15 protein-coding genes are annotated in these 24,894 nt (G+C 69.2%); 11 read left to right on the top strand and 4 right to left on the bottom strand.

Annotation, left to right across the window (positions count from 1 at the left end; genetic code table 11):
• Positions 1-73 precede the first annotated feature (73 nt).
• The 4 genes from JFC09_RS00290 (at position 74) to JFC09_RS00305 (ending at position 5,718) form a co-directional block, all read left to right on the top strand.
• A complete protein-coding gene (locus JFC09_RS00290; RefSeq protein WP_232483057.1) occupies positions 74-1,078 on the top strand; it encodes an NAD-dependent epimerase/dehydratase family protein in 1,005 nt (334 codons plus the stop codon).
• 388 nt (positions 1,079-1,466) lie between these two features.
• On the top strand, positions 1,467-3,233 hold the full coding sequence (locus JFC09_RS00295) for an AMP-binding protein (protein ID WP_198391997.1): 1,767 nt from the start codon (positions 1,467-1,469) through the stop codon (positions 3,231-3,233).
• Complete coding sequence (locus tag JFC09_RS00300; protein WP_198391998.1) at positions 3,230-4,432, top strand: acyl-CoA dehydrogenase family protein; 1,203 nt, start codon at positions 3,230-3,232, stop codon at positions 4,430-4,432. The genes JFC09_RS00295 and JFC09_RS00300 overlap by 4 nt, the downstream gene beginning before the upstream one ends.
• A complete protein-coding gene (locus tag JFC09_RS00305; protein WP_198391999.1) occupies positions 4,429-5,718 on the top strand; it encodes an acyl-CoA dehydrogenase in 1,290 nt (429 codons plus the stop codon). The genes JFC09_RS00300 and JFC09_RS00305 overlap by 4 nt, the downstream gene beginning before the upstream one ends.
• A 405-nt stretch (positions 5,719-6,123) precedes the next feature.
• Here JFC09_RS00305 and JFC09_RS00310 read toward each other — a convergent pair whose 3' ends face one another.
• A complete protein-coding gene (locus JFC09_RS00310; protein WP_198392000.1) occupies positions 6,124-7,698 on the bottom strand; it encodes an AMP-binding protein in 1,575 nt (524 codons plus the stop codon).
• A 198-nt stretch (positions 7,699-7,896) separates the two neighbouring features.
• Here JFC09_RS00310 and JFC09_RS00315 point away from each other — a divergent pair, with 198 nt between their 5' ends.
• A complete protein-coding gene (locus JFC09_RS00315; RefSeq protein WP_198392001.1) occupies positions 7,897-9,834 on the top strand; it encodes an acetate--CoA ligase in 1,938 nt (645 codons plus the stop codon).
• A gap of 22 nt (positions 9,835-9,856) precedes the next feature.
• Positions 9,857-10,432, top strand: a complete 576-nt coding sequence (locus JFC09_RS00320) for a hypothetical protein (protein WP_198392002.1) — start codon at positions 9,857-9,859, stop codon at positions 10,430-10,432.
• Positions 10,433-10,537: 105 nt separating this feature from the next.
• Here JFC09_RS00320 and JFC09_RS00325 read toward each other — a convergent pair whose 3' ends face one another.
• The 3 genes from JFC09_RS00325 to JFC09_RS00335 form a co-directional block, all read right to left on the bottom strand.
• The gene (locus JFC09_RS00325) at positions 10,538-12,754 is read right to left on the bottom strand and encodes an ABC transporter ATP-binding protein (RefSeq protein WP_198392003.1); all 2,217 of its coding nucleotides are present in this window, start codon (positions 12,752-12,754) and stop codon (positions 10,538-10,540) included.
• Positions 12,751-14,508, bottom strand: coding sequence for an ABC transporter ATP-binding protein (locus JFC09_RS00330; protein ID WP_198392004.1), 1,758 nt, complete (start codon positions 14,506-14,508; stop codon positions 12,751-12,753). The genes JFC09_RS00325 and JFC09_RS00330 overlap by 4 nt, the downstream gene beginning before the upstream one ends.
• Positions 14,509-14,896: 388 nt before the next feature.
• Positions 14,897-17,197 carry an LPXTG cell wall anchor domain-containing protein gene (locus tag JFC09_RS00335; protein ID WP_198392005.1) on the bottom strand — a complete coding sequence of 767 codons (2,301 nt, stop codon included), beginning with the start codon at positions 17,195-17,197 and terminating at the stop codon, positions 14,897-14,899.
• Between the two features lie 297 nt (positions 17,198-17,494).
• Here JFC09_RS00335 and JFC09_RS00340 point away from each other — a divergent pair, with 297 nt between their 5' ends.
• From JFC09_RS00340 to JFC09_RS00360, 5 genes are read left to right on the top strand one after another with little or no spacing between them, the layout of a single operon-like run.
• Positions 17,495-18,772, top strand: a complete 1,278-nt coding sequence (locus JFC09_RS00340; protein WP_198392006.1) for a heme/hemin ABC transporter substrate-binding protein — start codon at positions 17,495-17,497, stop codon at positions 18,770-18,772.
• Complete coding sequence (locus JFC09_RS00345; protein ID WP_198392007.1) at positions 18,769-19,890, top strand: FecCD family ABC transporter permease; 1,122 nt, start codon at positions 18,769-18,771, stop codon at positions 19,888-19,890. Before JFC09_RS00340 ends, JFC09_RS00345 begins: the two co-directional genes overlap by 4 nt.
• Positions 19,887-20,738 carry a heme ABC transporter ATP-binding protein gene (locus JFC09_RS00350; protein ID WP_198392008.1) on the top strand — a complete coding sequence of 284 codons (852 nt, stop codon included), beginning with the start codon at positions 19,887-19,889 and terminating at the stop codon, positions 20,736-20,738. The genes JFC09_RS00345 and JFC09_RS00350 overlap by 4 nt, the downstream gene beginning before the upstream one ends.
• Positions 20,735-22,177 (top strand): hypothetical protein, encoded by a 1,443-nt coding sequence (locus JFC09_RS00355; protein WP_198392009.1) that lies wholly within the window; start codon positions 20,735-20,737, stop codon positions 22,175-22,177. Before JFC09_RS00350 ends, JFC09_RS00355 begins: the two co-directional genes overlap by 4 nt.
• Positions 22,174-24,870: a fibronectin type III domain-containing protein gene (locus JFC09_RS00360; protein ID WP_198392010.1), complete on the top strand. Its 2,697-nt coding sequence runs from the start codon at positions 22,174-22,176 to the stop codon at positions 24,868-24,870. The genes JFC09_RS00355 and JFC09_RS00360 overlap by 4 nt, the downstream gene beginning before the upstream one ends.
• Positions 24,871-24,894 lie beyond the last annotated feature (24 nt).

The following is a 24,894-nucleotide window of genomic DNA, read 5'->3' on the forward strand; positions in this document are numbered from 1 at the left end:
CGATGCGGCTACGGCGGCCCGGGAGACCAGCACTGGTGCGGACGCGGGCGTCCGCGACGGGCAGGCGCACGTCCTGGTGACCGGGGCCTCGGGCCTCTTGGGATCCTCGGTGGCGCGCAGACTCGTCGAGGCCGGCCACACGGTGACGACGCTGCAGCGGCGCCCCTCCGGCGTCGAGGGCGCCAGGGACGTCCAGGGGTCGGTGACGGACCCGGATTCGGTGGCCGCCGCACTCGCGGGCGATGGCGAACTGCCTCCTGTCACCGCGGTGGTCCACATGGCGGCGAAGGTGTCGATGGCGGGTGACCCTGCCGATTTCGACGCCGTCAACATCGAGGGCACACGCACTCTGCTCGCTGCGGCGAAGAAGGCGGGCGTGACCCGCTGGGTGCACATCTCCTCGCCGTCCGTGGCGCACGCCGGGACCGCGCTCATGGGTGACGGGGCGAGCCCGGCCAGCCCCGCCCTGGCCCGCGGCGACTACGCCCGGACGAAGGCCGCGGGGGAACTGCTCGCACTCGACGCGGATGCGGACGACTTCCGTGTGCTCGCGCTGCGCCCGCACCTCATGTGGGGGCCGGGTGACACGCAGCTGACGGAGCGGATAATCGATCGCGCGCGGGCGGGCCGGATGCCGGTCCTCGGTGACGGTGGTGCGCTGGTCGACATGCTGTACGTCGACAACGCGGTCGATGCGATCGTCGCGGCACTGCCGGCTCTGGAGCGTGTGCACGGTGAGGCGCTCGTCGTCACGAACGGGCAGCCCCGCATGATCGGCGAGATGCTGGGCCGCCTGGCTCTGGCCGGTGGGGCGGAGCCGCCGGCTCTGCGCGTGCCCTCCGGTGTCGGTCTGGTCGCGGGATCCGCGGTCGAGGCCGTCTGGACCCGCCTGCCCCAGTCCGCCAAGGATGCCGGGGACGGCGAACCGCCGCTCACCCGGTTCCTCGCGGAGCAGCTGACGACCGCGCACTGGTTCGACCAGCGCCGCACCCGCGAAGTGCTGCAGTGGGAGCCCGCCGTGTCGATGGAGGAGGGCCTGGAGCGCCTCGCCGCGCACTACGGCGGCACGACCGTCTGAGGGGCTGAGGCAGGTCGTTCGACCCCGGGAGGCGCGTGTCTGCGAGGACGCGGGCGCTGGCCCCACGGTCTCGCTGCGGCAACCGCGGGGTGTCCTCCACCATCAGGTCCTCCCCCTAGAGGGATACTCGGGTTTCACGCCCACCCCTCTCCCCGAAACACCGTCGAGCGGCTCGACCCCACGCCCCGTGGCGCGGCGTGTCGGACCCTACGGCGGCGCCTCGTCGGAGATGGCCGCGCTCGCCCCCGCCCGCCCGCCACACCCCACCGGGCTGGGAACCACTCGTGACAACTCACCTCGCCGCCGGTAGTGTCTCCCCCAGACATATCGAACGAATGTTCAGTAGTGCGTTTCGTTCAGATGACCGCGCATTCGAAGGAGAATGTCGATGGCAGGGACCGCCAGCCCGTCCGCTCCGGGGAGCGCCACTGCGCCCCCGCCCTCCACGCTCGCAGAGACACAACCTGCAGCCGCACATCCCGCGTCCGCACAACCTGCATTCTCAGACGCCCGCCCCTCCTCCGCCGGTGTGTCCCGCCTCAGCAGGTCCCCTTCCCTCATCGCGCGCCTCCTCCGCCACGCGCACGAAGTCCCGGACCGCCCCGCGGTGCGCTTCGAGGGACGCGAGACGTCCTGGGCGGACCACTGCGAGGCCGTCCTGCGCACCGCTCACGACCTGCGCACCCGCAGGGTCGGCCCGGGCGACCGCATCGCGCTCCTGCTGACCAACCGCCCGGAGTTCCTCACCGTCACCCAGGCCGCTGCCGCGATCGGCGCGATCGTCGTACCGATCAACTTCCGGCTCACCGCCGCCGAGGTCGCGTACATCCTCGGCCACTCCTCACCCCGCGTCCTCGTGACGGAGCCGCAGACCGGCACCCTCGCCGCAGACGCGGTCGGCAGCCTCGCCTCCACCTCCTCCCCCTCGCCCGCCGCCGAGGTGCCGGTCACCACGGAGCCGACCACCGCCTCGGCGGCGGTGTCCGCCTCCCCCGAGGGCGCAGCCCACCTTCCCGTCGTCCTCGACTGCGAGGAGGACTGGCTGCCCGACGTCGTCGCGCACGGCACCCCGCTGGACGTCGACGACATCCACGTGCCCCACGACGACACCGAGTACGCGATCCTCTACACGTCCGGCACGACCGGCCGGCCGAAGGGCGCCGTCCTCACGCACCTCAACCTCTACAACGCCGGCGTGCAGAACGGGATGCGCTGGGGTGCGAACGAGACGAGCACCGTCATGCTCGCCCCACCGCTGTTCCACGTGGGGGCCTTCATGTCGACGCATTCCGCGCTGGCGACCGGGGCGGCGAGCCTCGTCATCCCCAGCGCCGGCTTCGATGCGGCACGGACGCTGAAGTCCATGAAGGACGGTGACGTCACCTCTGCTTTCATGGTCCCCCAGCAGTGGCACCTGCTGTGCGATGAGATCGAGCGCACCGGCGAGACGGGACTGAGCCTCACGCACGCGTCGTGGGGCGGCGCGCCCGCCACGGAGAAGCTGCTGCGCCGCATGGCCGCGTGCATGCCGCACGCACAGATCGCCGCCGTGTTCGGGCAGACGGAGACGTGCGGCACCGCCGTCACCCTGTCGTTCGAGGATTCCCTGCGGAAGATCGGTTCGGTCGGCAAGCCCACGTCGGAGACATGGATCCGCGTCGTCGATGCGGACATGAAGGACGTGGGCGTCGACGAGGTGGGCGAGATCGTCTACCGCGGCACCTGCGTCATGAACAGGTACTGGGACGACGAGGCCGCCACGGCAGAGGCGTTCGCCGGCGGCTGGTTCCACTCCGGCGACCTGGTGCGCCGGGACGCGGAGGGCTTCCTCTACGTCGTCGACCGCGTCAAGGACATGATCATCTCCGGGGGCGAGAACATCTACTGCGCCGAGGTCGAGAACGCCCTCAGCTGGCACCCCGACCTCGCCGAGGTGACGATCATCGGTCGGCCCGACGAGACGTGGGGCGAGGTCCCCGTCGCGTGCGTGGTTCCGGTCGAGGGTACGGCGGCGCCGTCCCTGGACGACCTGCGCGGCTTCCTCGACGACAGGCTCGCTCGCTACAAGCACCCGAAGGACGTCATCGTCCTCGACGCTCTGCCCCGCACGGGGATGGGGAAGATCCACAAGAAGGCCCTGCGAGGTGCGGTATGACGGATGAGACGGCCCGCCTGCTGGCGGATACACGCGCATTCCTCGAGACGAATCCGCCCGCGGTCGCGACGGAGGAGGACCGCCTCGCTCATCTCGAGGCGCGCTTCGACGCGGGTCTCGCCGCCGTCCACTACCCGGAGGGGCTGGGCGGCCGCGGTCTCCCCCGCCCTCTGCAGTCGGTGGTCGATGACGCGCTCGCGGTTGCAGGCTCCCCGGACAACCGACCCACTCGCAACGTCGTGAACCTCGGCATGGCCGGGCCCACGATCCTCGAGGCCGGTACGCAGGAGCAGAAGGATCAGTTCATGCGGCCGCTGTGGACGGGCAGGCACGTGTGGTGCCAGCTGTTCAGTGAACCGGGGGCGGGCTCCGACCTCGCGGGACTCGCGACGAAGGCGGTGCGCGACGGCGACGACTGGGTCGTCACGGGTCAGAAGGTGTGGACGACGCTCGCGCATCTGGCCGACTACGCGATCCTCGTCGCGCGGACGGATCCGTCGGTCCCCAAGCACAGGGGCATCACCTACTTCCTGCTCGACATGAAATCGCCCGGTGTGACGGTGCGCCCCCTGCGCCAGATCACGGGTGAGGCGGAGTTCAACGAGGTGTTCCTCGACGAGGTCCGCATCCCCGACTCGATGCGGTTGGGGCCGGAGGGTGCCGGGTGGAAGCTCGCGACGGTGACGCTCAGCAACGAGCGGTCCGGCAGTGGGACCGAACCGCCCCGGGAATCCGGTGCGCCCGGCAACCTGTTCCGCGCGTGGCGGGAACTGCCCGCGGCGGAACGGGAATCCGGCCTGCGGGACGAGGTCGTGCGGGCGTGGATCCGGTCCGAGGCGATCCGACTCACTCAACGCGACGTCGGCATCCGCATGGCCGCGAGCGATCCTCCGCCGGAGGCGAGCGCGCTCAAGCTCGCGAAGGCGGAGAACAGCAAGCAGACGGCGTCCCTCCTCATGCAGGCGCTGGGCGAGCGCGCTCTGGAGCATGCGGACGGGTACGCGTTCACCCGGCCGGAGGAGATGAACTTCGACGTGGGCGGGCTCTCCCCCAGCTACTCCTACCTGCGCACACGCGCGAACTCGATCGAGGGAGGGACGTCGGAGGTGCTGCGCACCGTGATCGGCGAGCGCATCCTCGGTCTGCCGCGCGAACCCCGCGGCGATATCGACGTCCCGTTCTCGGAGGTGCCACGATGAACAATCACGACTCGACGAGGGCTGCGACGTCCGGTCGCCAGGTGTCCGGTGCGTCAACCACTGCCCGCGCGTTCGGAGACGCAGTCGCGGATGTCCTCGCAGCCGTCGGTGGCAACGCCCGCACGGTGGAGGAGCTGGACGCGGTCGTCGACCAGCGGTCCGCGTCCGCGGTGCTCACCGAGCAGCGGGCACGGCTTCTCGAGACGGGTTTGCCGGGGCTCCTGGTTCCTGAGACCTCGGGAGGTTCGGGCGTGCTCGAGGAGGGCGAGGCGTTCGCCGCACTCGTCGCAGTCGCGCGTGCTGCCGGTGCAGTTCCGGGGCCCGACATCGCAGGCCCGTGGGCTGTGGCGCCCACTGTGCTGCGGCTGGCAGGGGCCGACGAGGAGCTGGTGTCCGCCGTCGCCTCCGGCGAGGAGCGGCTCGCGCTCATCGATCTGGGGGCCGGTCCCCGGCAAACGTCCCCCGGCGAACCGGGTTCGTCAGCGGACCGAGGCGCGGCAGCGGACGAGGAGGCCGATCCTTCCAGCACGGTTCGTATCGTCGATGCGGACGACGCCGACGGGGTCCTCGTGCTCGCGCCCGGTCGGGTCACACTTGTGCACGACGTGCCGCTCACCCCTGCCTCGTCCTTCGATCCGACGCGACCGGTCTCGACCGTGAGTCGCACGCGGCTGGGCGGCGGTGACGTCCTCGCCGAAGGTCCGGAGGCGGATCGTATCGCCCGGGTGGCGCGGGCAGTGGGCCGTGTCGTCCTCGCCGCGGAGCTCCACGGCACGGGTCAGGAGCTGCTGCGCCTGGCCGTCGAGCATCTGCAGACGCGCATGGCATTCGGCCGACCGCTGGGCTCCTTCCAGGCACTCAAGCACCGGGCTGCGGATCTGTGGTCCGAACTGTCGCTCGTAGGGTCCCTGGTCGACGAGGCAGCGAGCCGGCTCGAGAAGCTGCTGGCAGGGGACGCGGCTGGAGCAGCGACGACGGCCTCGGCGGACGGTGGCACGGCGATGGCCTCGGCGGATGCTCCCTCAGGCGGTATCTCGACCGGCGTCTCGGAAGGAGAGTCGGCTGACCCTGCCGCGGAAGCACCCGCGTACGCGGCGGCAGCCCTGTCGCTCGCAGCGGACACCGTCGTTCATGCGGGTGAGGAGGTCCTCCAGCTGCACGGCGGCATCGGCTACACGTGGGAGTCGCCGATCCACATCCTCCTCAAGCGCGCGGTCGCCACCCGCGGTCGCTGGGGCACCCCGCACGAACTGCGACGGATCGTGGCAACCCAGTTCGACCTGTGATCCAGTTCGACCTGTGACCCGATTCGACTGCTGACCGGCGGATGAGTGACGTTGCCAGTCGACGAGACACCGCGTGCGGGTTCGAGCCCATCCCGCAGAACACGGCCGGTCGAACACGTAGGCGGTGTCTCGCAGGTGGTGCCTCCGGTGGCCCCTCAGAAGGTGTCCTGCCCACCGCTTCGAGCACGGGGCGACCGCCCAATGACCGGCCCCGTCCACCCAGAAACGGGCCCCGCCCACCCGGAGACACACCCCGACCACCCGGGGCCCCGCCCGCCCAGGGACCAGTCACCGTTCGGGAGGACACCCGAACTCGCCTGCCCTCCGGACCGGTAACTGGTCCCTCGGGGCTGGGCCGCACCAGCCACTCATCCGCGCCCAGCCACTCACCCCCGCACCAGCTTCTCACCCCTCCGTCACGAACTCCTTGCGCAGCACGTGCTTCTGCAGCTTGCCGGATGCGTTGCGTGGCAGCGCTTCCACGACCTCGAGCTTCGTGGGCTTCTTGAAGGAGGCGATGCGGTCGGCGATGAACGCCTGGATCTCCTCGAGCGTCGGTGGGTCGGCCGGGTCCGCCGGCACGACGACGGCCAGGGGCGTCTCCACCCACTTCGGGTCGGGCACCCCGATCACGCTGGCGTCCGCGACCTTGGGGTGGGCGGCGACGGCCTGCTCCACTTCGACGGAGGAGATGTTCTCACCACCGGAGATGATGATGTCCTTCGCCCGGTCGACCACGTAGTAGTAGCCGTCCTCATCGACCTGCACGAGGTCGCCGGAGTGGAACCAGCCGTCCGCTGTCGCTTCCGCGGTCTTGTCGGGCTTGTTCCAGTAGCCCTGCATGTAGCCCGGCCCGCGGTAGACGATCTCTCCGGTCTCGCCCTGCGGCACGTCCCCGCCCGCGGGGTCGACGACCCGGACCGCGACCATGCCGATGGGCTTCCCCACGGACCCCATCTTCGTGAAGGACTCGTCGCCGCTCAGCGCACACGTGGTCGGTGACATCTCCGTCTGTCCGAAGGCTGCGGAGATGATCGCGTTCGGGAAGGTGTCCGCCATCTGCTGCAGCGTTTCCCTGCTGGCGGGCGACGCGCCCCATGAGATCGCGGTGAGCGGCAGGTTCCGCTCCTTGATGCCCGGCAGCGCGCACAGCGCCTGCCACAGGGTGGGCACGAGGAACAGCTTCGACACGTTCTCCTGCTCGATGAGGTCCGCGAGCATCTCCATCTTCATGAGGACTTGCGGCGGTGCGATGACCGTCTTCGTCCCGTTGAAGAACGCGGGGTAGAGGAATCCCAGTCCGGCGATGTGGAAGAGGGGTACGACGACCATCTGCGCCTCGCCCGTCGTCCCGGCCGGTCCCATCCGGTTCGTGTTGATGGTCTGGGACGCGAAGTTGATGTGGGTGAGCATCGCGCCCTTGGGTGCGGAGGTCGTCCCGGACGTGTACACGATGAGCGCCGTCTCCGTCTCCGCGACGTCGACATGCGTGTGCACCCGGCCGGATCCCGCGATCGCATCGAACTCTTCACCGAACGTGACGAGGGGAACCTGCGATGCCGCCGAGGCGTCGGCCAGGATCCCCGCCCCCATCTGGTCTGCGAAGCCCAAGACGGCGCCGGAGTCGGTCACGAGGTAGTCGATCTCCGCCGGCACTGAGCGGATGTTGAGCGGCACGGCGATGGCCCCGATCGTGTTGATCGCGAGGATCGCTGTCGCATAGGCGACGCTGTTGAGACCCAGGATGAAGACGCGGTCGCCCCGTGTGACGCCCCGCTCCTGGAGGTCCCCGCCGACCGCGCTCACACGGGCTTCGAGACTCCCCCACGTCTCCGTTCCGTCTGCACCGGTGAGGGCGACCTCGTCGGGGCGGTCCTGCGCGTGGAGGCTCAGCATGTTCATCCAGTGCAGGCGCCTGCTCGCGGCGAGCTGCTCGTCGGGGCTGAGGGCGTCGAGTGCGGTGGGGCGGGGATTCGGCATGGTCGCTCCTCTTTGAACGATCGTTCAGTAGCTGTCGATGACACAAGAGTAGAGGCTGGGCCGTCAGGGGACAACAGCCCACCCTGCGCGGAGTGCCGCGCGGCCCACCACGGGTACCCGGAAGTAGCAGAAAGACCGGCAACGGCGGTGCAACGGGGCAGCATTCCGAGCCGCACCGCCCCGGCGTACAGTACGACTATGACACAGGACACACATGTCACGGACACCCCCGAATCCCGCACGTACGCGGCGGTGGCGCAGGCTGCGGCCGAGGATCCGCAGGCGTTCTGGTTGGGCGCCTCACGGGCGGTCGACTGGGTCACCGCCCCCACGCGCGCGCTCGATGATTCGAATGCCCCGATCTACCGGTGGTTCCCGGACGGCGAGCTGAATGTCGCGGCGAACGCCCTGGACAGGCACGTGGAGGCGGGCAGGGGCGAGCAGGTCGCGCTCGTCTACGACTCCCCCGTCACGGACACCGTCCGCGAATACACCTACGCGGTGCTGCGCGATGAGGTATCCCGCTTCGCTCGCGCACTGTCGGATCGCGGTGTGACGAGGGGCGATCGCGTCGTCATCTACATGCCGATGGTGCCGGAGGCGGCGATCGCGATGCTCGCGTGCGCGCGGCTGGGCGCGGTCCACTCCGTGGTGTTCGGCGGTTTCGCGGCGAACGAACTGGCGGTGCGCATCGACGACATGAAGCCCAGAGCGATCATCAGCTCATCCTGCGGCATCGAGCGCGATCGGGTCATCGAGTACAAGCCGCTGCTCGATCAGGCGCTGCGGATCGCGACCGCCCAGCCGGACTTCAGCGTGGTCGTCCAGCGGGACCAGCACCGTGCGGAGCTGCGCGAGGGCTTCGACGTGGAGTACGCGGACCTGCTGGCCGCCACCCCGGAGGGCATCGACCCGGTGACGGTGCGGGCCACCGATCCGCTGTACGTCCTCTACACGTCCGGCACCACGGGGAAGCCCAAGGGGATCCTGCGCGATGCGGGCGGCTACGCGGTCGCGCTGCAGTGGTCGATGGGGAACCTGTTCGGCCTGCACCCGGGCGACACGATGTTCACCGCCTCGGACGTCGGCTGGGTCGTCGGCCACTCGTACATCGTCTACGCGCCGCTCATCGCGGGCGTCACGACGGTGCTGTACGAGGGCAAGCCGATCGGCACGCCGGATGCCAGCGCGTTCTACCGCGTCATCGACCAGCACGATGTGAACGTCTTCTTCGCTGCACCCACTGCGATGCGCGTGGTCCGCAAGGAGGACCCGGAGGGCACCCACGCCCACGCCGCGGATCTCTCGTCGCTGCGCGCCGTGTTCCTCGCAGGCGAGCGCCTGGACCCGGACACGTACGACTGGACGACGGCGACGATGGCGGCCGCGACGGGCCGGGACATCCCGGTCGTCGACAACTGGTGGCAGACGGAGACCGGCTGGCCCATCGCCGCGAACCCGCTGGGCATCGAGCGGCTGCCACTCAAGCCGGGGTCACCCACGGTGCCCGCTCCCGGCTACCGGCTGCGGGTCGTCGATCCGGCGGGCGACGACGTGGCTCCCGGCACGGAGGGCCTCATCCTCGCCGACCTGCCGCTGCCCCCGGGCACGATGGCGACGATCTGGGGTGATGACGACCGGTTCGTCTCGAGCTACCTGTCGACGTTCGAGGGCACGTACCTCACCGGTGATTCCGGGTATCTGGACGAGGACGGCTACATCTTCGTGATGGGCCGCACGGATGACGTCATCAATGTCGCCGGCCACCGGCTGAGCACGGGCGTGCTCGAGGCCGCGATCGCCTCCCACCCCGCGGTGACGGAGTGCGCGGTGATCGGCGTCCACGACGACACGAAGGGGCAGTCGCCCCGCGCCTTCGTCGTGCTGGCACCGGACACCGACACCGAGGCCGTCCCCGCCGAACTCGTCGCACTGGTCCGCAACGAGGTCGGCCCGGTCGCCGCCCTCAAGCGGGTGGACGTCGTCGATGCGCTGCCCAAGACCCGTTCGGGGAAGATCCTGCGCAAGACGATGCGTCAGATCTCCGACGGGGAGGCCGACGTCGTCGTCCCCTCGACGATCGAGGACATGGGCGTGCTCGACGCCCTGAGGGACACCCTCACCCGCAAGGGCTGAACCCAGGACTGATTGCAAAGATGTGAGGCCAACTGATTTAAATATCCCCGAAATACTTGCAAGCCTTTCGATTGCGCTCATCACATTGATCGGCACAAACGTCTGGTCAGATATTCGACTCAAAAAACAGATCGCCCACAGCGAGCACACACTGAAATTGCAGAATATCGAGTCGCGTCGACAGCTTCACGAGATGCGACGAACTGAAGAGGATCGGTGGCGTCGCCGATATATTCTGGAATCGGGCTCCGACTTCTACGCCTGCTTCAAGCGAGTCGTTGAGCTCAACAAGGTGAAATTGCGAGCACGAGGGAAGCTCGTCGACGAGTATGCGAAACAGTACACCGATGCGGTCGCCGAGATGGGGCTCGCCTCGGAGAAGTACGGATTCATTGCAACCATCGATGGCCAAGAAACTTCACTGGAGATGCGCAGGACGCTGAATAAATTCGTCGCAGAGACTTCTCGTTTCACAAACAAGCCTACGCAGTCGAATTACGACACTCACATTCAGCCCCTTCAAAAGGAGCTCGAGAACCAGATGAATCAGTTTGCCCTCATGATCAGGCGCGACGGAGGGGTCGAGCTGGAAGAGTGAGTTCGAGCGTGCCCCGTGCCTGCTCTCTGGCGATGCCTAGCTGTCTGCTCCCGTCATCGCTTGAACAGTCCACCTGTTTCTCGTTGCAGGGGTGCAACCAGTCGATCAGTCATCTACGGGCCTAGTGTCCGTGTCCGAGGACTCAGCACCAGTCATCCCGGGACCCACTCCCGTAGCGCTGGAGCTTGCACCCGCTTCGGTGGGGGCCTCGCCGTCGTCCATCGGGGCGTCGTCCTCGACCGCGGGGAGCGTGCCGGTGGTGACGGCTGCTTCCTCCGCGTCGAGGTCCACACCCTGCGTGAACTGCGACATGTAGAGGCGGTAGTACGCACCCTGCGCGGCGAGCAGCGCGTCGTGGTCGCCCTGCTCGACGATGTTGCCGTCCTCCATGACGAGGATCGTGTCCGCGTCACGGATGGTGGAGAGCCGGTGGGCGATGACGAACGAGGTGCGGTCCGTGCGCAGCGCGGCCATCGCCTCCTGCACGAGCATCTCCGTGCGGGTGTCGACGGACGACGTCGCCTCGTCGAGGATGAGCAGAGCCGGCTGCGCGAGGAACGCGCGCGCGATCGTGATGAGCTGCCGCTCACCGGCGGACACGTTCGCTCCGCCGTCCTCGATCTCCGTCTCGTACCCGTCCGGCAGGGTGTGGACGAACCGGTCGACGAACGTCGCCTTCGCCGCGACCTTCACCTCGTCATCCGTGGCGTCCAGCCGTCCGTACCGGATGTTGTCCATGATCGTGCCGCCGAACAGGACGGCGTCCTGCAGCACCATCCCGACCTGCCCGCGCAGCACGCCGCGGTCCAGCGTGCTGATGTCCACGCCGTCCAGGAGGATGCGGCCGGAGTCGATGTCGTAGAACCGCATGAGGAGGTTGACGAGCGTCGTCTTGCCGGCACCCGTGGGACCGACGATCGCGACCGTCTGCCCCGGTTCCGCGACGAGGGAGAGGTCCGTGATGAGCGGCTTCTCCTGCGTGTAGGAGAACGCCACGTGCTCGAACTCGACGCGGCCCTGCACGGGCTGCGCCAGCTCGTTCGGCTGCGGAGCGTCCGGGTCCAGCACCCCGTCACGGTCCTGGGCGGACAGGTCCTCCTCCTGCTCGTCCGCGTCCAGCAGCTCGAAGATGCGCTCAGCCGAAGCGACACCGGAGATCAGCATGTTCGCCATACCCGCCATCTCACCCAACGGTGCGTTGAACTCGCGGGAGTACTGGATGAAGGCGGTGACCTGGCCCAGCGACATCTGTCCGGACGCCACGCGCAGACCACCGACCAGTGCGATGCCCACGTATCCCAGGTACGTCACCCACTGCATGATCGGCATGATCATGCCGGAGTAGAACTGAGCACGGAACGACGCCTCGTAGAGGTCCTCGTTGCGCTCGTCGAACCGACCGCGCATCGTCTCCTGGCGACCGAACACCGTGACGAGCTCGTGCCCCGTGAAGGATTCCTCGATGTGCCCGTTGAGCCGTCCGGTGTTCTTCCACTGCGCGGTGAAGAGCTTCTGCGACTTCGACCCCACGAGTCCCACGACGAGCGCGGCGATCGGCAGCGCGATGAGGGCGATGAGGGCCAGCTGCCACGACAGCGCGAACATCATGACCGTGATGCCGACGATGGTGAGCACCGCATAGAACAGGGACGCGAACGCCTGCTGCATCGCCGTCTGGACGTTGTCCACATCGTTGGTGGTCCGTGACAGCAGGTCACCGCGCTGGCGGGTGTCGAAGTAGCTCAGCGGGAGGCGGTTGACCTTCGCCTCGATCCTCTGACGCATCCGGTACACGACGCGCATGACGATCTCGTTGAGGACGAACCCCTGCAACCAGTCGAACAGGGACGCGACGACGTACATGCCGAGTACGAACAGCAGCAGTCGGGACAGCGCCGTGAAGTCGATCGACCCTTCCCTCCAGCCGTCGAAGATCACGTCCATCGCGTCGCCGAGGATGGCGGGCGCCCACACGGCCAGGACCGTGGAGATGAGCCCGAACAGGAACACCATGGCGACACCGAACTTGTGGTCCGTGAGCGTCGCGAACAGCCTGCCCAACGACGGCCAGAACGACTTCGCCTTGCGTGGTGCGGAGCCTTCGCCCCACTCGCCGCTGCCCACGTTGTCCTGGAGCTCTGCGATCTCGTCCTCGGAGACCACGACTTCCTTCGCGGTCCGGCTGGAGGCTCCGGGGGCCTTCGACCGGTAGGCGGGCCGCGCGACGACGGGGAACAGGTCCTCAGGACGGGTCCTGCCACCCTTGCGTGCGGTCGCGGCGCCCGTGCGCGTGCCGGATCCGCTCGTACACGATGTGCTCATGCCAGCTCCTCCGCCCGGACCTGCGAATCCACGATCTCTCGGTACGTCTGCGAGGTCTCCAGCAGCTCCTCGTGCGTCCCACGGCCCACGATCCGGCCGGCTTCCAGCACGATGATCTGGTCCGCCTCCGTGATGGAGGCGACGCGCTGAGCGACCATGATCGTGGTCGCGCCGTCGGTGTATCCCGTGAGCGCCGCCCGCAGGTTGGCGTCGGTCGTGACGTCCAGTGCTGAGAACGAGTCGTCGAACAGGTAGACGCGTGGGCGCGCGACCAGTGCGCGTGCGATGCAGAGGCGCTGCCGCTGTCCGCCGGACACGTTCGTGCCGCCCTGGGACACCGATGATTCCATTCCAGTTCGCGCTCTCTCACCGTCACCGGTGGTGCGGTGGGCGACGAAATCGGTGGCCTGCGCCGTATCCAGAGCGGCCCACAGCTGCTCGTCGGTCGCGTCGGGATCACCGAAGCGCAGGTTGTCCGCGATCGTCCCGGAGAACAGGTAGGGCTTCTGCGGGACGAGGCCGACCGCCGCGGTGATATCGCCGCGCGACATCCGGGTGACGGGCACCCCGTCGATGAGGAGCTCGCCGGCCGTCGCGTCATAGAGGCGCGGGATGAGGTTGACCAGCGTCGTCTTGCCGGAGCCGGTGGAGCCGATGATCGCCGTGGTCTTCCCGGCTTCGGCGGTGAAGGAGACGTCGTCCAGGACCGGGGCCTCGGCGCCGGGGTAGGAGAAGGACACGTTGCGGAACTCGACGGTGCCGTCCTGAGTCGTGGGCGCTTCGGGAGCCTCCGGCTCCTCGACGGAGCCGACGGTGGTGAGCACATCGCCGATCCGACGCGCGGTGATGATGGCACGCGGGAACATCATGAACATGAAGGTGCCCATCATGACGGCCATGAGGATCTGCAGGAGGTACTGCATGAACGCGGTGAGCGCACCCACCTGGACGAGCCCCTCATCGACGCGCACACCGCCGAACCACAGCACCGCAGCGGTGGCCAGGTGAAGGACCAGTGTGATGACCGGCCCCATGAGCACGAAGAGCCGACCGATGCTGATCGACGTCTTCGTGAGCGCGGCGTTCGCACCCGTGAAGCGCTGCGCCTCGTGCTCCTCACGGACGAAGGCGCGCACCACCCGGATGCCGATGATCTGCTCGCGCATGACGCCGTTCACGTCGTCGATGTTCTTCTGCATCCGCTCGAACAGCGGCATGAGGCGGCTGACCAGCAGACCGACGATCACAAGCAGGATCGGGACGGACACCCACACCAGCCAGGACAGGCCGGGGTCCTCCTGGATCGCCATGACGATTCCGCCGATCGACATGATCGGGACCATCACCATGAAGTTCAGCGCCATGAGGACGACCATCTGCACCTGCTGCACGTCGTTCGTGCCGCGGGTGATGAGAGTGGGGGCACCGAAGCGCCCCATCTCCTCCGCCGAGAAGTGGTCCACGCGGAGGTAGATGGCCTGGCGGATGTCGCGGCCGATCGACATGGACATGCGCGCGCCGAACCACACGGCGGCGATCGCGGCGACCACCTGGAACATCGCGACGGCGAGCATGATCCCGCCCACCCGCCAGATGTAGTCCGTGTCGCCCGTGGCGATTCCGTTGTCGATGATGTCGGCGTTGAGACTGGGCAGGTACAGCGTGGCCAGGGTGGCGGCCAGCTGGAGCACCAGGACGGCAAAGACATGACCCAGATAGGGCCTGCCGTAATGCCGGACGAGCTTCCACAGCATGGTGTTGCTTCCGGTTGAAGGGGGGGGTGCGTCTGCCGTTGCAGACGCGCGCTCTATTCTGCCCTACCGGTCAAGACCGGAACGGCTTCTGACGGGGCCTCGGAGCATGAGGTCACGCACAGCGCAGGCGGCGCCGACGGACTGCGCTGGGGCCGGCGTCCGCACACGACTCCCCCGGCCCACGGACGTCGACGGGAGGCGGGGTACGGCACAGAGGGGGTCGGGAACCGCTGTGGTTCCCGACCCCCTCCCCGACAGGCTGTCTGCTCACCGGGTCACCCCGGCCCACCGGATGCCCGGTTCACCGGAGCACCCGGGCTCACCGGATCATCGCGTCACGCCGGATGGCGCGGCCCGACGTGTGCGCCGACCGGAGCGGACGTGCCACTCAGCTGCGCCGGCGACGTGATGCGAAGAGCGCACCCACACCCACCGTGATCGCCCCGAGGCCCGCGATCAGACCGGACAGCGTGGCACCCGTGCGAGGCAGCTGCGATCCGCCGTCACCATTGCCGTTGTCACCAGCTCCGTTGTCGCCGGAGCCGTTGTCACCGGAGCCGTTGTCGCCGCTCCCCGACCCGTCGTCGCCCGACCCGTCGTCGCCGGAGCCATTGTCGCCGTTCCCCGAGCCGTCGTCGGATCCGTCGCCTCCGCCTCCGGGCGCATCCTCGTCGGCCACGACGGAGAACGTCGCGGTGAGGCCGTCAGCGGTGTCCCCTTCGTCGCCGACGACGGGTCCGTCGCCGTCCTGGCCGGCGTTCGCCTGGGCCGCCCCGTCCGCTTCCACGGTGACGGCGTAGTCGCCGATGTAGTTGTCCGCGGCAGACGAGACGGTCCCGTAGACGACGGTCGATGCGACGCCGTCCTCGTTCGCCTGTGCACTGAGGACCGCCGGCTCCACGTTCTGGCCCGAGGTCGGGTCGACGGCGAAGTCGATCTCGTCACCCGGCTCCAGGCCTTCCACCGACAGGGCCACGCCCGTGTCGGCGTCGAGGAAGTCCGCGATGCCGACGGTGTCCGTGCTCAGCAGCAGGCGCACCCCGTCCTGGTCGTCGCCCGGCTCATCCGAGGGGTCCTCGGACAGGTCGTCGCTCGGGTCGTCCCCCGGCTCGTCGCTCGAATCGTCACCCGGCTCGTCGGACGGATCCTCACTGGGGTCCTCACTCGGGTCGTCCGACGGATCTTCACTCGGGTCGTCAGAAGGGTCCTCGCTGGGATCCTCACTCGGATCCTCGGAGGGTTCCTCAGTCGGCTCCTCCGTCGGCTCCTCCGTAGGCTCCTCCGTGGGCTCCTCACCCGGCTCCTCACCCGGCTCCTCAGTCGGCTCCTCAGTCGGCTCCTCGCTCGGCTCCTCCGTAGGCTCCTCACCCGGGAAGAGCGCGTCACGCTGTTCGTCGGTCAGCTCGACGGTGTCGCGGTGGAGGAGCGTCTCCTCTGTGACGTCGCCGTGCGCCACCCAGGTGATGACGTCGTAGTCGGCGTCCTCGCTCAGGTCCTTCGTCTCCGCGACGATCTGCTTCGAGAACGAGCCGTCGCTGATCTGCCCCTTCCAGATGAACTCCGCCTGCGCGACGTTGTCGCTGGTGACGTCGGTCGACGGGATCGACCGGTCGACGATCGCCGCGTAGACGCCTGCCGCGTCCTTGCCGGTGCTCGCGGGCGGGAGGTCCGCGTAGTCCTGGCCGTCCACGGTCACGGCGAGGCCGTCCGCGTCCGCGGAGTCGACGGTGTGGCTCGTCGCGGGTTCCGGCGCGTCCGTGGGCTCGGGCTCAGGCACCTCTTCGGCCGTGTAGTCGATCGTGATCGGGGCGGCGGTCTTCTTCACGTCGACCTGGCCCCCGGAGGTGTACCAGTACGCCGCCTGGCCGGTGTCGACGTTGAAGTCGACCCAGTCCTGCGGGAACGATCCCCACCCGTCCTTCTCGCGGTCCTGCGGGCCGGAGGTGCCGTCGTCCGCGACGTCGATCTCCACTCCGGCATACTCCGGGCTGACCTCGATGCCGTCCTCGGACACGGTGACACCAGTGAGGTCGGCGATCGTCGCGTTCGGCTTGTCCTCGAGCTTCACCCACTTGGACAGGTCGTTCATGTCCGCGCCGTAGCCGGACAGCGTGCCGGTGACCTTCCCCTCGCCGTCCTCGACGACGAGCTTGGGGTCGTTGATCGTCCAGTACGTCATCCCGCCGTAGTAGACGAGGGTGAACGACCCGTCCCACTGGATCTCCGCGGAATTCGTCGCGGGGTCGACAGTGCCGGACCCTGCAGAGATGTTCGCCTGGTTCCACGAGCTCGACCCGGCAGCCGTGGTGAGACGTTTGCCGTCCGCGTCGTTGCTGCGGTCCGCCCACGTAGCGGGGATCTGCTCACCGGAGGCGTCCGGACGGGTGATGGTCGTGTTGCCCGCTTCTGCGGTGTAGTGCTTCTCGTCTTCTGCGTCCCACACGCTGGACCCACGGCCGCGTTCGCCGTGCACGTCACCCACTTCGCCGGCGACCATCCAGTTCGCGCCGCCGAAGAACGCGCCGCCGCCGGACTCCTCATTCACCGCCCAGCTGAACGTCGCATCGTCGACCGTGGCCTCGGCGGCCTGGGCCGGGGAGAACGGCAGCGTGATGCTCGCCACTCCCATGGTCACCGCGGCTGCGAGGGCGCCGTAGCGGGCGCCTCTTCTGGAAGCAGGTGTCTTCATATCTCTCTCCAGTCGTCATCATGAGCGCCCCGGGTGCACGACCCTCGAGGGCGGAAGCGGACACGTACGCGTGTCCGCTGGACGTCGTCGACCCGGGAACGGGGAGACAACGGTTCGGCTCACCGTTTTAGGTGAGACTCCACTTGCGAAGGTTAGGCATACCTTCATGTCGTGAGTTACAATAGCGGCGTTGAGTCTTGGAATCAAATGTGAGTTCCGTGGTCACCCCATGAACACCGATGAGCCGGGCTCAGCCCCGAACCACCACCCCTGCAGCACAGTGAAGGACGCCTCCCCATGCCCGTAGGACCCCTGAGACGGGTTGTCCGCATCCACCGCAGAGCCGTGCGCCGGACTGCCTGGATCGCCGGGACGCTCGTCGTCCTGCTCGTCCTGTGGGGCAACGGCATTCACAACATCGGCTCCGCAGGCCATGCCGCGAACGACTCCTGCACGCCGATCGAGGCACAGCCCGAACCGGAGCCGCCGCGGCTGCCCGGCACACCGCGCGACGAGCTGCCGGACCCCAAGGGCATCCAGGGGCAGACGACGGCGTACACGCAGACGTCCGCGATCGCCCCCGTCGCCCCGAACCCTGAGCTCAGCCAGCGGCTGCCTGCGACCGTCACCAGCGACGACGGGCCGGAGCAGACCGTCACGGACACGTCCCGCATCCTCGCGCTCAACCAGAACGGGGGCCTCGCCGCCGCGGTCGTGGGCCTGGGCCTGGGGTGCAATCTCATCGGCCGTGACATCGCGACGAGCGTCGAGGGTCTCATGCCGGGCTCCGACGACCTGCCGCTCGTCACGCAGAACGGTCACGAGCTCAACGCGGAGGCGATTCTCGACCTGGCTCCCACCGTCATCATCACGGACACGAGCATCGGCCCGTACGACACCCAGCTGCAGCTGCGCGATGCCGGTGTGCCGGTCGTCTTCGTGCCGCTGGGCTACGAGGAGGGCGTCCACGGTGTCGCCTCGCAGGTGCGGGCGGTGGGCGACGCGCTGGGCCTCACCGAACTGGGCGAGCGCCTGGCGGAGCGCACGAACGCGGAGATCAGCCGGACGATCCAGGACATCGGCAGCACGCAGGCGCCCACGGATCCCGCCGACAAGCCCCGTGTCGTGTTCCTGTACCTGCGCGGGAGCATCTACTACTGGTTCGGCCGCGGTTCCGGCGCGGACACCCTCATCCAGGCGATCGGCGCCCGCGATGTCGCGACGGAGGTCGGTTTCGACGGCATGGCGCCCACGAATGCGGAGGCGCTCGTCAAGGCCGCCCCGGACGTCATCGTCGTCATGACGCTGGGTCTCGAATCGGTGGGCGGCGTCGACGAGGCGGTCCAGCTGCCCGGCATCAAGCAGACCCCGGCCGGGAAGAACGGGCGGCTGGTCGACATGAGCGACTACGAGGTCATGAGCTTCGGCCCCCGCACCGCGTCCGTGCTCGCCGCGCTGTCGACCGCCGTCTACGACCCGGAGCATTCCTACCAGCCCGCACACGGCCCCGATGCCGTGGAGAAGCGCGTCGACGAGATCCGTCACGACCGCGCTCAGGAAGGAGACGGCGCATGACCGTCCGCACCCCCGCCGCCGAGGCCCCGGTCACCCCTGCCCGCCCCGCGCCTCCCGTGCGGCGAACCCGTGGTACGGGCCGCACCCCGGTGAGCATCCTCTTCCTCGTCCTCTCCGTCCTCCTTGTCGCGACGACGCTCGTGTCCGCGATGATCGGGCAGCTGTTCATCCCACCGCTGGAGGTCGTCGGGTCGTTCTTCCGCGGCCTGGGGCTGAGCTTCTCGTGGCTGCCGGCGCCCAGTCAGGAGTTCGGTCACGAGGCGCTGTGGGAGGTCCGCTTCCCACGCGTCGCGATGACGGTGCTCGTGGGTGCGGCGCTGGCGATCGCCGGCGCGCTCATGCAGGGCATCTTCGGCAACCCGCTCGCGGAGCCGGGTGTCGTGGGGGTGAGCTCGGGTGCCGCCGTGGGTGCGAGCTTCGCGATCCTGTTCGGCCTCACGTTCGCCGGTTCCTTCACGGTCCCGCTGTTCGCGTTCGTGTGCGGGCTCGCGACGACGGCGCTCGTCTACGTGCTGGCGCGGTCGAACGGCCGCACGGAGGTCGTCACCCTCATCCTCACGGGTGTCGCCGTCAACGCCGTGGCGGGTGCGGCGATCGCGTTCATCGTCTTCAAGGCGCCCACGCAGGCGCGCGAGCAGATCGTGTTCTGGCAGATGGGATCGTTCAACGGCTCCCGCTGGGAGCAGGTGAGCATCATCCTGCCGATCATCGTTCTCACGTCGATCCTGGCGCTGCTCCTGTCGCGTCAGCTCGACCTCCTGTCGCTGGGCGAGAAGTCCGCCCGCCACCTGGGTGTCAATGTGGAGCGGCTGCGGATCATCGCGATGGTCTACGTCGCGCTGCTCGTGTCCGCCGCGGTCGCGTTCGCCGGCATCATCGCGTTCGTGGGCCTCGTCGTGCCCCACCTCGTCCGCATGCTGATAGGCCCCGGCCACCGCGCGCTGCTGCCCGCCTCCCTGCTGGGCGGCGCGGTCCTGCTCGTCATCGCGGACCTGGGCGCGCGCACGCTCGTCGAGTTCGCGGACCTGCCGATCGGCATGCTCACCTCCCTGGTGGGCGGCCCGTTCTTCTTCTACCTGCTGCGCCGCAGCCGCGCCGCGTCTGGAGGCTGGGGATGATCTCACTGCTCAAGGGGCCGCGCCGACCCTCCCCCACCGCTCCGGGCACACCGCTCATCAGCGTGCGTGACGCCGTCGTGGAGTTCGGCGACCGCCGCATCCTCGACGGGATCGACCTCGACATCCGCACGGGCGAGGTGCTCGCGATCGTCGGACCGAACGGCGCCGGCAAGTCGACGCTGCTCAACGTCATCACGGGCGACGCGGAGGTGGTCCGCGGCACGGTGTCCGTCGACGGCGCCGCCTGGCACGCATGGTCCGGCCGCGAGCTCGCGATGCGCCGGGCCGTCCTCCTCCAGCAGGTCGACGTGTCGTTCCCGTTCACCGCGCTCGAGGTCGCAGAGATGGGCCGGTCCCCGTGGGCCAACCTGCCGGAGTCGCAGCACGACGGCCGGATCGTCGCAGGCGCGCTGGCCCGGACGGAGACGCAGGCCTTCACCGCGCGGAAGTACTCGTCGCTGTCCGGCGGCGAGCGCGCGCGCGTCGCCCTGTCCCGCGTCCTGTCGCAGACCGCCGCGGCGATGCTGCTCGACGAGCCGACGGCGGCGCTGGACATCCGCCACCAGGAGACCGTGCTCACGACCGCCCGGCAGTACGCGCGGACCGGCTGCGCCGTCGTCGTCATCATCCACGACCTGGACCTGGCCGGCGCGTACGCGGATCGGGTCGCGGTGCTGTCTAACGGCCTCATCGTCGCCGACGGCGCCCCGGAGGACGTCTTCACCGCCGACCTCCTGTCCCACGTCTACGACTATCCGGTGACCGTCGTCCCGGACCCCACCACGGGCGCACCCGTCGTCGTGCCCGTCCGCTCACCCAAGGACACAGTCAAGGAGGAGACGCCATGAGGCCCGCACCCGGAGCCACGGCGCACACCCGCCGCACCCACCCCTCAACCCGCCCCGGCAAGCCCGTCCGCTCCACCCCGCTGTCCGCGATGTCCGCCCTGGGCGCCGCGCTCCTCGTCGCCGCGCTCGCGGTGGCGGGGATCGTCGGTCTCTCGGCACCCGCGTCCGCTGCGGCGAAGGTGTCCGTGAGCGGCACGCCGTCCGTCGACGGGGAGAGTCAGCTGTCCCTGTCCGGTTCCGGCTACCAGTCGGTGCAGGGCGGGTTCGGCGGGATCTACGTGCTGTTCGGCTGGGCCGACGACTCCGGGTCGTGGCGGCCCAGCAACGGCGGCAAGACCGGTGAGGACTACCGGTACGTGTACGACGACGAGTCCAACCCGACCGGCTACCAGTTGTTCGTCACCTTCCCGGGGTCGTCGACGGCCTCGGCGGCGAACGGGGGCGAGCTGGCCTCCGACGGCACGTGGAGCGGCACGATCCGCATTCCCGGCGCGCGGTTCACGACCTACGACCGGGCGCAGAACGAGACGACCGTCGACTGCACGGAGGTCCAGTGCGGGATCATCACCATCGGGGCGCACGGGGTCGCGAATGCGGGCAACGAGACGTTCACGCCCCTCGACTTCCCTGCCGCCGCAGGTTCCTCCGACTCCGACGACGGGTCCGCCTCCGACGGGGACGGCACCGCCGCCGAGGTCCCGGCCGCCTCCGACGACTCCCCCGCCGCCGCCTCGGGAGACTCCTCAGACTCCGCAGGCGCGGGAGACGCAGGTGACGCGGGCGGCACGGCCGACAGCGCGGACTCAGCCGGTACCGCACCGGCCGCCTCCGGAACGGTGGTCGACCCTCAGCTGGTCGCGGACCAGCAGCGCCAGCAGACGCTGCTCACCCTGCTCGTGGCGGTGGGGATCGTGCTGGGGCTGTGCGTCATGGCGCTGTCGTTCGGGGTGGGCGGCTACCTCGCGATGAAGGCGCTGCTGCTGGGTGTGAACCCGGAGGCGCTGGAGAAGGTGCGGCGGAAGCGCGAGGAGCGTGCGGTCCGTGCCGAGCACAAGCGCCGCAGACGGGTCTCCGCTCTGCGCCGGCGGGAGGAGATCCGCAGCCAGCGCTCCGAGGCCCGCAACGACGGTCGCACGGACCGCGCCGCGATGGAGAGCCGGAACTCCGGCGCCACAGCGAGAGGAGCGCACAGTTCCCGTGGCTCCGCTGCAGGTGCGACGGTCGCTGGAACGTCCGGGAGCCGGGAGGCACCGCCGTGGGGCGGTCCTGCACTGCTGCAGTTCTTCGAGGACGACGGGCAGGCCGCCTTGGCGCAGAAGGGCCGGAAGGCGCAGAACGTGCAGAAGCAGAACGCGTCCACGATCGTGCTCGATCGGGTGGATGAGCTCGATCACAGGGACGACTTCGATCGGGTGGCTGACAGAGAGGAGACCTCGTGAGGAACCACAGTAAGCCGGCGGCTCTCGCGGCGCGGTCGGGGCTCACGAAGCCGACCGTCTCCACGCAGCGGACCACTCTTCCCGGCCTGCGGGCTCTCACGAAGCGGCTGAGCGCCGGTACGGGTGCCGCGGCACTGGTCGCGGCGGTCGGTCTGGTCGGCGGTGCTGCACCGGCCGCGGCGACCTCGACGGCTGCGACTTCGACGGCGGGGACCACGGAGGATGCGACGTTCAGCTGGGCGGTGAATGAGGAGTCCGGCGGCGGTGCGTTCTTCGGCGGCGCGAACTGGATGGTCGCAGGAGAAGTGGGCGACGTCCACGGGGAACGGGACCGGGGCTCGAGCGTGTGGGACGAGCAGGACGAGAAGCACTACTCGGCGAAGGCCGGCAACACGACGATCACCCGCCCGGACGCAGGCGGGAACCAGGTGCCCGCCACCTGGGCGGACCGCAACACCGACGCGGCCGGCAAGCGTCTCACGACGGCTGCCGGGTCGAGCTCGTGGAACCAGGCGAACATCTCGTCCGGCAGCGGCACGGTCGATCCCTCGACGAACTCCGCGGAGATCCGGTGGGACGGATCCTTCACGCTCGTCTACTACGGCGGGATGACGTACTGGACGATCAACGACCCGAAACTCGTCGTGAGCAACGGGACGGGGACGATCACCGGGACGCTGTCCGGCTACGGCGCGGACATGAACGATCTGTCGAAGTGGGTGATGCTCGACGACCGGCCGCACGCGACGATCGCGGAGCTCACCGACGTGGACGTCACCGATTCCGGGATCACGGTCACCCCGGAGTACGCCGGGGTGGAGATCGACGTCGAACCCGATGGCCCGTCCGGCCCGCAGGACCGGGAGAAGAACGGGTGGGGGTCGTTCCCGCAGGACTGGATCGACTTCAACGTGGGCACGGGTCAGGCGGCGTACTGGTACACCTCTGGCGGTCAGGTCGACGTGAAGAAGACCGCCGCGCCCGTCACGATCGACTACTCGACGGATGCGCTCGAGTTCCTGGAACCCGGGAGCGCACCCGGGGCCCCGGTCGACGTGGCCGCCTCCCAGGACTCGAGCAACTCCTCGACGATCAGCTGGGCACGACCGACGGCCTCGGGAACGGGTTCCGACACGACCTCAGCCGGCTCGGTGCCCCCGGCCTACCAGGTCCAGTGGGCGACGGGCGAGCGCAGTGAGACGAACGCCGGCAACGACGGCGACTGGACCGGCCGGACGGTGAGCGGGGCGGTGACGTCGACGACGGCCTCGGGCCTGGAACCGGCGACCACCCACACGGCTCGCGTCCGCTCGATGAACCACGACGAGGGCGAGTCCGGCAGCGCCTATTCGCTGTCCAGCGACTGGCGGTACGTGACGTTCACGACCGCGGAGCGCTCCACCCCCTCCCCCGCCCCCACGCCGGAACCTCCTGAGGACGACGTTGAGAACGACGGAGGCGACGGCGACGGCACGGGCGACGACGCTCCCGGTGCGGGCGACGGCGCGGTGTTCCGCTGGTCGATGAACCGGGAGGCGGGCTCCGGCGCGTACTTCGGCGGATGCAACTTCCTGTCCGCCGGGATCTCCGGCGACCACGGGTCGTCGCAGGTGTGGGCGGATGACGCGCTCTACAGCTCCTCGGACGGTGCGACGACGATCCGGAAGGCAGACGCCTCGGGCGGGTGGACGGAGGCGAGCTGGTCGACGAAGTGCGAGGACCGCAACGGGGCGACGCTGTCGACGAACGGCAAGGACCAGTGGTCGGAGCAGCAGGTCGTCATCACCGGCGGCGAGCGGGAAGAGCTGCCCGGCGGTGGCGAGCGCATCGCGTGGGACGGCGGCTTCACCGTCGTGTTCTACGGCGGCCTCACCTACTGGTGGGCGCAGGACCCCGTACTGGAGGTCGACGCGGACGGCAACGGCACGGTGACGGCGACCGCCGGCGGCTACGGCGCCTCGATGTACGACGCGTCGCAGTGGGGTGCACTCGACGAACGCACCCTCACCCTCGCGACACTGCGCGGTGTCGACACGGAGGCGGCCGACGCGGACGGCGGCTTCACCGTCACCCCCGACTACCTGGGTGTCGAATACGACGGCACCGGCGGCGAGGGCGACGCCGGCGACAGCCGGGTGGGCAGCGAGGAGGGCAACCCGACCCAGCAGGTGCCGAAAACCGCGGACAACGAAGCGCACTGGGGTGCGTTCCCCCGCGACTTCGTCGACTTCCAGGACGAGACCGGCCAGTTCTCCTACTGGTTCTCCTCCGGCGGGCAGCGCGACCCGTTCAAGCCGGCGGAGCCGCTCACCGTCGCCTACTCGGACGACTACGACCAGGGGCCGGGCGACTACTCCGGTGAAGGGGCCGGCCGATCCGCAGGCCCCGGCGGACACGGTGCCGGAGGAGGCACAGCGGGCGGGGGCGGTGACGGGGACCCGGCCGCGGCCTCGGCGACGGATCCGACATCCGGGAAGAAGCCCGGCGACGGTGCCTCACCCGCGGATGCCGACTTCGACGAGGACCGGTCCGCGTTCTCCCAGATGGCGCAGGACGCCGCCGGAGACCCCCGCCTGTCCACCCGCACCTGTGTCATCGCGGGACTCACAGCAGGTGCCGGCCTTGCGGCGACGATCACATCAGTGGTCTACTTCCGCAGAAGGCTGGGCCTCGACCCGAGGATGTTCCTATGACCGTGCGACGACGCACCGACACGA

Source organism: Brevibacterium yomogidense, from assembly GCF_016107685.1.
Classification (GTDB): Bacteria; Actinomycetota; Actinomycetes; order Actinomycetales; family Brevibacteriaceae; genus Brevibacterium; species Brevibacterium yomogidense.

Bases quoted from the DNA above. Each gene is read 5' to 3' on its own strand.
- JFC09_RS00295 (WP_198391997.1), top strand. From the start codon at position 1,467: ATGGCAGGGACCGCCAGCCCGTCCGCTCCGGGGAGCGCCACTGCGCCC.
- JFC09_RS00300 (WP_198391998.1), top strand. From the start codon at position 3,230: ATGACGGATGAGACGGCCCGCCTGCTGGCGGATACACGCGCATTCCTC.
- JFC09_RS00305 (WP_198391999.1), top strand. From the start codon at position 4,429: ATGAACAATCACGACTCGACGAGGGCTGCGACGTCCGGTCGCCAGGTG.
- JFC09_RS00310 (WP_198392000.1), bottom strand. From the start codon at position 7,698: ATGCCGAATCCCCGCCCCACCGCACTCGACGCCCTCAGCCCCGACGAG.
- JFC09_RS00315 (WP_198392001.1), top strand. From the start codon at position 7,897: ATGACACAGGACACACATGTCACGGACACCCCCGAATCCCGCACGTAC.
- JFC09_RS00325 (WP_198392003.1), bottom strand. From the start codon at position 12,754: ATGAGCACATCGTGTACGAGCGGATCCGGCACGCGCACGGGCGCCGCG.
- JFC09_RS00330 (WP_198392004.1), bottom strand. From the start codon at position 14,508: ATGCTGTGGAAGCTCGTCCGGCATTACGGCAGGCCCTATCTGGGTCAT.
- JFC09_RS00335 (WP_198392005.1), bottom strand. From the start codon at position 17,197: ATGAAGACACCTGCTTCCAGAAGAGGCGCCCGCTACGGCGCCCTCGCA.
- JFC09_RS00340 (WP_198392006.1), top strand. From the start codon at position 17,495: ATGCCCGTAGGACCCCTGAGACGGGTTGTCCGCATCCACCGCAGAGCC.
- JFC09_RS00345 (WP_198392007.1), top strand. From the start codon at position 18,769: ATGACCGTCCGCACCCCCGCCGCCGAGGCCCCGGTCACCCCTGCCCGC.
- JFC09_RS00350 (WP_198392008.1), top strand. From the start codon at position 19,887: ATGATCTCACTGCTCAAGGGGCCGCGCCGACCCTCCCCCACCGCTCCG.
- JFC09_RS00355 (WP_198392009.1), top strand. From the start codon at position 20,735: ATGAGGCCCGCACCCGGAGCCACGGCGCACACCCGCCGCACCCACCCC.